At 66.2% G+C, this 8,730-nt stretch carries 7 protein-coding genes; all 7 read right to left on the bottom strand.

Annotation, left to right across the window (positions count from 1 at the left end):
• A partial coding sequence (nuoG, locus tag HKL97_RS08170; protein WP_291424219.1) for an NADH-quinone oxidoreductase subunit NuoG occupies positions 1 to 2,703 on the bottom strand: 2,703 nt, incomplete at its 3' end.
• Positions 2,700 to 4,004, bottom strand: coding sequence for an NADH-quinone oxidoreductase subunit F (locus HKL97_RS08165; protein WP_408820871.1), 1,305 nt, complete (start codon positions 4,002 to 4,004; stop codon positions 2,700 to 2,702). The genes nuoG and HKL97_RS08165, both read right to left, overlap by 4 nt.
• Positions 4,005 to 4,012: 8 nt before the next feature.
• Positions 4,013 to 4,510, bottom strand: coding sequence for an NADH-quinone oxidoreductase subunit NuoE (gene nuoE / locus HKL97_RS08160; protein ID WP_291424214.1), 498 nt, complete (start codon positions 4,508 to 4,510; stop codon positions 4,013 to 4,015).
• Positions 4,497 to 6,275 (bottom strand): NADH-quinone oxidoreductase subunit C/D, encoded by a 1,779-nt coding sequence (gene nuoC, locus HKL97_RS08155; protein WP_291424212.1) that lies wholly within the window; start codon positions 6,273 to 6,275, stop codon positions 4,497 to 4,499. Before nuoC ends, nuoE begins: the two co-directional genes overlap by 14 nt.
• Positions 6,276 to 6,285: 10 nt before the next feature.
• Positions 6,286 to 6,972 (bottom strand): NADH-quinone oxidoreductase subunit B, encoded by a 687-nt coding sequence (locus HKL97_RS08150; protein WP_291424210.1) that lies wholly within the window; start codon positions 6,970 to 6,972, stop codon positions 6,286 to 6,288.
• A gap of 4 nt (positions 6,973 to 6,976) precedes the next feature.
• Positions 6,977 to 7,375 (bottom strand): NADH-quinone oxidoreductase subunit A, encoded by a 399-nt coding sequence (gene ndhC, locus HKL97_RS08145; RefSeq protein WP_291424208.1) that lies wholly within the window; start codon positions 7,373 to 7,375, stop codon positions 6,977 to 6,979.
• Positions 7,376 to 7,586: 211 nt separating this feature from the next.
• Positions 7,587 to 8,730 (bottom strand): YifB family Mg chelatase-like AAA ATPase (locus tag HKL97_RS08140; RefSeq protein ID WP_291424206.1); only part of this gene is annotated, 1,144 nt, incomplete at its 5' end.

The following is an 8,730-nucleotide window of genomic DNA, read 5'->3' as shown; positions in this document are numbered from 1 at the left end:
TGATGCCCCCGCTCCGGCCGTGGTGATGCGGACCCAGCCCGGCAGCGCGTGGGCGCTCGCCGCAAGCCCCGCGACCCCCGCCACCCCGCGCGGCAGGCCGGGTTGAATTTCAAGCGCAAGGTGCTGGATTTCACCGCCCAGCTCGCAGGCGAGCATTTCGCCGGATGCCGCGCCGATCGATGCCGCATCTTCCTCATTGAGCACGAGCGCGGGCGGCGCCATGCGCTCGCGGACCGGTGCGGCGCGCGCGCTTTGCTCCTCGTCGCCAAACACGCGGGGCAGCATCACCGCGCGCCACATCCCCGGGCGCGGCGCGAAGGGTCCGGGAATGTTGGTGTAATAGCCCAGCGCCACCTCTGCCTGCGCTTCCAGCAGCCGCACGCCAGGGTCGCCGCCCTTCAGCGCGCCGCCGATCTCAGCCTGGAACTTGTTGATCGCCTGCGCCGAATTCCAGCCCGGCGCCCAGGTGAACGGCAGCAATGCTGGCGGCATCTTGCCGTAATAGCCTTCCATGGTGGCGCTGAAGGGTGAATCCGCGCTCACTGGCGGCTTGGGCTCGCGCACGTTCTGGGCCGCGTGCATCGCCGTGCGGCCGGAGAAGCGGTGCGGCTCGCTGCTGATCCGGTTTCCCGCGATGCGGAATGTCTCCAGCGGCGCGGCGCGCGGCACCGCCGCGAAGCAGGGCAGGGCGCTGGCGAGCGCGCCAACAATGCCGTCCTCCGTGTCCCAGCCGCAGCCATCGCGCCCGGCGGCGCGTCCGGCCTCGCCCAGCCAGCGCCATGCCTCGCGCACATCGCCCTGCGCGAGGATCGGCGGGTAGAAGCGCTGCGCCCGCCCCTCGGTGCTCACCAGCGTGCCGCCGCATTCGGCGAAACTCGCCGCCGGCAGCACCAGCGCCGCGCGATGCGATACCGGCCCCTCGCTATGGTCGAGCACCACCAGGCGCGTGGCGGCAAGTGCCGCATCCAGCGCCATGCTCTCCGCGCGGCGGAAAAGGTCGTTCTCAAGCACGATCACCAGCGCCGGCGGCTCGGCAAGCGCCGCCTCGAACCCCGGCCGGTCCTGCGTCATCAGCGCCAGGCCCAGGCTGTTGCATTCAGGCACGTTCAGCAGCAGCGCGCCGGACTTGCCGCGCGCCCGCAGCGCGCCTGCGATGTTGGCGGCGGCCTGGATCACGCTTTCCTCGCCGGCCTCCACGCCCGAGACAACCAGCGGGCGCTTAGCCGCCAGCAGCGCCTGCGCGATCTCGGATGCCCGCGCGGCCAGATCAGCGGACAGGCCCGCCACTGCCGGCGCCGCGGGATCAATGCAGGCCGCCACCGCGAAACCCAGCCGCGCAATGTCAGCCGGGGCGGCGCGCAAGGTATCAAGCGCGATGTCATCAAGCCGGGTCGGCGCCGGCGTCGCGATAAAGAGCGGGTTGCGCACATCTCCCGCGTAGGTGCGCACGGCGGCGTCATGCCAAGGCGCGATCTCCACCTTCGCGGAGGGTGCGAACCCTGCCTCCCGCACCGCCTGGCGCAGCGCGAGCGCGGCGCGCGGCGCGGCGTTGGGCAAATCCGAACCAAGCAGCAGCGCCGCATCCGCCCGCTCCACATCGCGGATGGAGGGCGCATGCGCCGCGCCCGCGCCCAGAATATCGCTAATCAACCGCAGCAAGGCGCCCTCGCGCGTGCTCACGCCGGGATAGAAATTCTCATGCCCCACCAGGGCGCGCAGCGCGAAATTAGCCTCCAGCGAGGCGCGTGGCGAGCCGATGCCCACAACCCGCCCCCCGGCGCCAAGCAGCGCGGCAAAGCGGGCAATTGCCTCCGCGCGGCTCACGGCAAGCTGCGCCCCATCCGCCCCCCGCGCGCGCGGCGTGCGAATCCGCTCGGGCGCATTCACGAAGCCGTAGCCAAAGCGCCCCCGGTCGCACAGGAAATAGCCGTTCACCGCCCCGTTGTAGCGGTTGAGGATGCGCCGCAGCTTGCCCGCGCGCTCGTTCACCGTGGTGTTGCAGCCCAGCCCGCAATGCGTACAGACCGACGGCGCCCCCCGCATATCCCATTTGCGCGCGTAATGCGCCGAGAAGGTCTTGTCGGTGAACACCCCGGTCGGGCAGACCTCAACCAGATTGCCGCTGAATTCGCTCTCCAGCGTGCCGTCGGCATGGCGGCCGAAATACACATGGTCATGCGCGGCGAATACGTCGAGATCGCGCCCGCCCGCATAGTCGCGATAGAAGCGCGTGCAGCGATAGCAGCCGATGCAACGGTTCATTTCATGCTTGATGAACGGCCCGAGATCCTGGTTGCGGTGCGTGCGCTTGGTAAAGCGGTAGCGCCGGGTGGTGTGCCCGGTCATCATCGTCATGTCCTGCAGGTGGCACTCGCCGCCCTCCTCGCAAACCGGGCAATCATGCGGATGGTTGATCATCAGCCACTCGATCACGCTGGCCCGCAACGCCGCCGCCTCCGGGTCGGCAACCGAGAAACGTGCCCCTTCGGCCACGGGTGTCATGCAGGCCATTACCAGCTTCCCGGTCTTGTCCTCCTCGTTGGCGTATTGCCTCACCGCGCATTGGCGGCACGCGCCCACCGAGCCAAGCGCCGGATGCCAGCAGAAATACGGCAGATCGAGCCCCGCGCCGAGGCACGCCTGCAGCAAATTCTCATCCGGCTTTGCGCTATATTCTTCGCCGTCGACAATGAACTTCGTCATGCCCAGCCCTCCGCGGTATCGTGCCAGGGGCAGCGTTTCTCCCGGATATGCTGCTCGAACTCCGCGCGAAAATGCTTGAGCGCGCTGCCCAGCGGCGCCATCGCGCCGGGGGCGAGGTCGCAGAAGGTGGAGTCTGAGTGCAGGAAGCTGACATGGTGGGCCAGCGTATCGAGATCCCCGGCCTCACCCTCGCCCGCCTCGATCGCCGCCAGAATCCGCTCCACCCAGGGCAGGCCATCCCGGCAGGGCGTGCACCAGCCGCAGGATTCCTGCGCGAAGAAATGCTCCAGGTTGTGCAGCATCCCAACCGGGCAGCGCCGGTCATCGAGCGCCAGAATGTTGCCGGTTCCAACCGAACTGCCCACCTTGCGCATCGAGGTGAAATCCATCGCGACATCAAAATCATCGCGCATGACAAAAGCAGTGGAACCACCGCCCGGCAGCACCGCCCGGCATTCATAACCGGGCTGCATCCCACCTGCGTGCTCCTCAAGAATTTCGATGAGCGCGGTGCCGAGCGGCAACTCCCACAGGCCCGGCCGCTTCACCCGCCCGCTCATGCCATAAAGCTTGGTGCCGCCGTCGGCACAGCGGCTGAGGCTGAGAAACCAGTCAGCGCCACGCTCGATGATGTGTGGAACATTGCACAATGTCTCAACATTGTTGACCACGCTTGGTTTGCCCCAAAGTCCGCTCATCGCCGAGCGCGGCGGCCTGGAGCGCGGCAGCGGGCGGCGGCCCTCCAGCGCGGTCAGCAGCGCGCTGGACTCGCCGCAGATATAGCGCCCGCCGCTCGCATGCACATGGATGGTGAGGGCGAAACCTGAACCCAGTATGTTGGCGCCGAGATAGCCACGGCTTTGCGCCTCGGCGGCCGCGCGGGTCAGCCGCTGGATCGCCAGCACATATTCAGCGCGCACAAAAATATAGGCAATATCAGCCTGGATCGCGAAGGCGCTGATGATGACGGCCTCGATCATCTGGTGCGGCGTGCGTTCAAGCAGGAGCCGGTCCTTGAAGCTGCACGGCTCCATTTCGTCGGCGTTGACCACGAGATAGCGCTGGCGCGGCGCGCCGGGGCCGGCCGGCACCGCCTCCCATTTGCGCCCGGTCGGAAACCCGCCGCCGCCCCGCCCGCGTAGTTTCGAGCGCTTGACCTCGGCGATAATCGCCTCCGGAGTCATGGCCAGCGCCTTGCGCAACGCCTGGTAACCGCCGGCATGCTCATAGCCGGTCACATCAAGGGGCATGCCGCCGGGCTGGATCATGGCGGTAAGCGGCGCGGTGAGTTGTTTTTCCATCATCGTCCTCACTTGTAGCCTTCGAGGATGGCGTCGAGCCCCGCCGGATCGAGATCACCGTATTGGTCCTCGTCAATCATCATCGCCGGCGCGTGGTCGCAATGGCCCAGGCAGACGATCGGCAGCAGCGTGAAGCGGCCGTCCGCCGTCGTCTCGCCCGGATTGATGCCCAAGCGTTCATGAAGCTGGGCGCGGGCAGCGGTGGCGCCCATCACCCAGCACGCGACGCTGTCGCACAACAGGATGACATGGCGCCCGACCGGGCGGCGGAAGATCAGGTTGTAGAAGGTGGCGACACTATCAAGCTCCGCCGGGGTCATCTCCAGCAGCGCCGCCACCTCGGCAAGATGCCGATCCGAGACATAGCCAAAGCGTTTCTGCACCAGCTTCAGCGCATCGGTGCCGGCCGCGCGCTTATGTCCGGCGTGTTGCGCGAGGGCCGCGATCTCCTGGCGCAGCCCCGCCTCCAGCGGCGCATCCTTGCGGTCTTGTTCAGCGGTCGACATCGGCCATCACGAAATCAATGCTGCCGATGATCGCGATCAGATCGGCGACATACGCGCCCCGGCTGATGAGCGGGATCATCTGCAGATGTGGAAACGAAGGCGTGCGGATACGCGTGCGATAGGACATGCTGTTCCCGTCGGCGGTGAGATAATAACCGTTGATCCCCTTGGTCGCCTCGATGCTGACCATCGCCTCGCCCGGCGGCAGCACCGGCCCCCAGCTCACATTGAGAAAATGGGTGATCAGGGTTTCGATGTCATGCATCGTCCGCTCCTTGGGCGGCGGCGTCGAGAGCTTGTGCGCCGCGCGGATGGGGCCGGGCGGCATGTTCTCCAGGCATTGGCGGATAATGCGCAGGCTCTGGCGCATCTCCTCGATATGGATAACCACGCGGTCGTAACAATCGCCATTGTTGCAGGTAGGAATTTCAAAATCGAGCTGGTCATACCCCGAATAGGGGCGCTGCTTGCGATAGTCCCAGGCCAGACCGCAGGCGCGCAGGCCAGGGCCGGTAACCCCCCAGTCATACGCCTCCTCCAGCGTATACGCCCCGACCCCAACCGTGCGCGCCTTGAAGATGCGGTTCTGCATCACGAGCTTCTCGTATTCGTCGAGGCGCTTGGGCTGGTAGTCCAGATAGTCGCGGATCATCCTGTCCCACCCCTGGGGCAGATCAGCCGCCACCCCGCCGATGCGGAACCAGGCGGGATGCATCCGAAACCCGCAGATGGCCTCGATGATCTGAAAAACCCGCTCGCGGTCAGCGAACATATAAAACACCGGCGAAAGCTGGCCGACATCCTGCGACATGGTTCCATAAAAAACGAGATGGCTCGCCATGCGGAACAGTTCCGCGAGCATGATCCTGATCATCTGCGCGCGCGGCGGCACGGTGATTCCGGCCAGTTTCTCGACCGCCATCACATACGGAAAATTATTCATCACCCCGCCGAGATAGTCGATGCGGTCGGTATAGGGGATATAGGTGTGCCAGGTCTGCCGCTCGCCCATCTTCTCGGCGCCGCGATGATGAAAGCCGATCTCGGGCACCGCGTCGACGATCTCTTCCCCCTCAAGCTGGAGGATGATGCGGAACACGCCATGCACGCTCGGATGGTTGGGGCCAAGGTTGAGGAACATGAAATCGGCGGATTCGCTGTGGCGCTTCATGCCCCATTCCTCCGGGCGGAAGCGCAAAGCCTCCTGCTCGGCGGCCTCGCGCTCCTCGGTCAGCACATAGGGGTCCATCTCGGTCCCCCGCGCCACATGGTCCTTGCGCAGCGGATGCCCGGTCCAGGTCGGCGGTGTCAGAATGCGGCGCAGGTGCGGATGCCCGCTAAAACTGACACCGAACAAATCCCATACCTCGCGCTCATACCAGTTCGCGTTGGGCCATATATCCGCCGCGCTCGGCAGTTCGAGCGCCCCCTCCCTCAGCGCCACCTTGATTCGGACATCCTCGTTCCGCTCGAAGGACATCAGGTGGTAGACCACCGTGAAATCAGCCGGTGGCAGCCCCTGCCGGTGCACGCGCAACCGCTCATCCACGGCGGTCAGGTCGTAGAGGACGCGAAACGGCCGCTCCGCGCCACGCCGCAAATGGCTGAGCACGCCGTGTGCTATCTCGCGCGCCACCCAGAAGGTCGGTATCTGGTCGCTGGTCTGCTGCACAAGGCTCGCCTCCGGCCCGAAGCGCCGGTTCAACTCGCGCAAAATCGTCTGTTCGCCGTCCGTGAGGGGGATGCTGCCGGCTGAGCTCAACATCCCGCCCTCCCTATACGTGGTCCGGTGTGGGCAGATCCGTCGCCGCCTGGCGCGCCTCGCGCTTGAGGTCGCGCATGCTGGGGCGCTCCAGCTTCTCCACCCCCTGCGGCCCCACCACCCAGCTCAGCGGCCGCCGGTCGGTGCCGATGGAGCGTTGCAGCAGCATCAGCCCCTCCAGCAGCGCATCCGGGCGCGGCGGGCAGCCCGGCACATAAACATCCACGGGGAGAAAACTGTCAGCGCCCTGCACCACGGCGTAAATATCATACATGCCGCCTGAGTTGGCGCACGCGCCCATCGAGATCACCCAGCGCGGCTCCAGCATCTGGTCGTACAGATATTTTATCACCGGCGCCATCTTCGCGAACACGGTGCCGGAAATAACGATCAGGTCCGCCTCGCGTGGCGTGGCGCGCAGCACCTCGGAGCCGAAGCGCGCGATGTCAAACTTGCTCGTAAAAGCGGTCGCCATCTCGACATAGCAGCACGAAAGCCCGAAGTTGAACGGCCAGACCGAGTTTTTCTGGCCCCAGGCCACCATGTCCTCAAGCCGGGTGAGCGCCAGATTGCGCCGCACCGCCTCGGTAAAGGTTCCGGCCTCGGGCGGCGCGCCGCGCAGCAGCGGCGCCGTGGTTGAAACCTGCCGTCCGGGCTCTGCTTTGGTGCCAGGCTCTGCTTTAGTGAAAGAGAAGCGCATGGCGTCAACCTGGCCTTTGCTTGGAGAGCTGGCGTGTCCGCGGCCCCCAGTTGAGCGCGCCGGCGCGCCAGAGATAAACGAGCGCCGCGAGCAGTGTGACAATGAAGACAAGCATCACGATATAACCGGTCCACCCCGCAGCCCGCACCGCGGTGGCCCATGCGTACAGAAACGCCGCCTCAAGATCGAAGATCACGAAAAACATCGCGATCAGGTAGAACTGAACCGGCAGCCGGAACCGCGCGTACCCAACCGTAACGATCCCCGACTCGAACGGCTGGCGGGTCGCCGGCTTCATATGCCGCTGCCCAAGGAAATAGGACACGCCGATCATCCCCGCCACCAAACCGGTCACGGCAACGGTGTAGACCAAAAAAACCCAATAATGGGCCGTTTCTTCCATGGTCTGTGTCCGTCTCTATGGCCCGTGTCGGTCTCGGCGGTGGGGTCCTGATAACCGGCGAATACGGCCACAGCCGCACGACAGCGAAACCTTGTTAGATTAGTTATCTGTTTATTATCAGACCCTATTGCATAGGCGCTTGTCAAGTCAGACTGTTACGGGGTCGCATCTGGCGCGCCCACGCCCGGACAAACAAAATTCACCGGCATGTTCAGCCCCCCTGCGCCACCATCGCCCGCCCCGGCATGCGGTGCCGGTAGGCCAGCGCCTCGGCGATATGCCCCCTCTGCACCTCTTCTGTCCCCGCCAGATCCGCGATCGTGCGCCCCACCCGCATGCTGCGCGTATACCCGCGCGCGGAGAGCCGCAGCTTCGCCGCCGCCATTTCCAGAAACGTCTTCGCCTCGCCTGAAAGCCGGATCAAATCCCCCAGCGCCTCGGCATTGGTGGTGGCCCCGTTCTCACCGTAACGTTCGCGCTGGCGCGCGCGCGCGGCGGCCACCCGCGCCGCCACCACAACACTCGCCTCCCCCACCGGCGCCCAGGACAATTCCTTCGGCGTCAGCGGCGCAATTTCAATAATAATGTCGATCCGGTCCAGCAACGGCCCGCTTAATTTCGTCTGATAATCCTCGCCGCAGCGCGGCGCCCGCCCGCATTCGCGCGCACCATCGCCCAGATACCCGCAACGGCAAGGGTTCATCGCGCCGATCAACTGAAACCGTGCCGGATACGTAATATGCGCCGCCGCGCGTGAGACCGTGGTATGCCCCGCCTCCATCGGCTGGCGCAAAGCCTCCAGCGTGGCGCGGGGGAATTCCGGCATCTCGTCCATGAACAGAACGCCCCGGTGCGCCAGCGAAACCTCTCCCGGCCTCGCCCGGTTGCCGCCGCCGGCCACCGCGGCCATGCTGGCGGAATGGTGCGGCTCGCGGAACGGCGGCCGGGTAACAAGCCGTCCCCCATCCAGCATCCCGGCCACTGAATGCACCATGCTCACCTCCAGCGCCTCGCGCGGGGTGAGGTCGGGCAGCAGCCCCGGCAGCCGCGCCGCCAGCATGGATTTCCCCGCCCCCGGTGGTCCGATCATCAGCATGTTGTGCCCGCCCGCCGCCGCCACCTCCAGCGCGCGGCGCGCCGTCTCCATGCCGCGCACATCGGCCATGTCCAGCGCCTTGCCGCCGCCGCCCAGCAGCCCGGCGGGCGGTGCCGCCAACTGCTGCGTGCCCCGGAAATGATTGATCAGGCTCAACAAATCCGGCGCCGCCAGCACGCTAATGTCGCCCGCCCAGCTCGCCTCGGCCCCTTGCGCCTGCGGGCAGATCAGCCCCAGCTCCCGCCCCGCCGCCGCAATC

This window comes from Acidocella sp. (genome assembly GCF_013044125.1).
Lineage (GTDB): Bacteria > Pseudomonadota > Alphaproteobacteria > Acetobacterales > Acetobacteraceae > Acidocella.
Note: the sequence above shows the minus strand (reverse complement) of the source record. Positions and strands in the feature narration are given on the sequence as shown.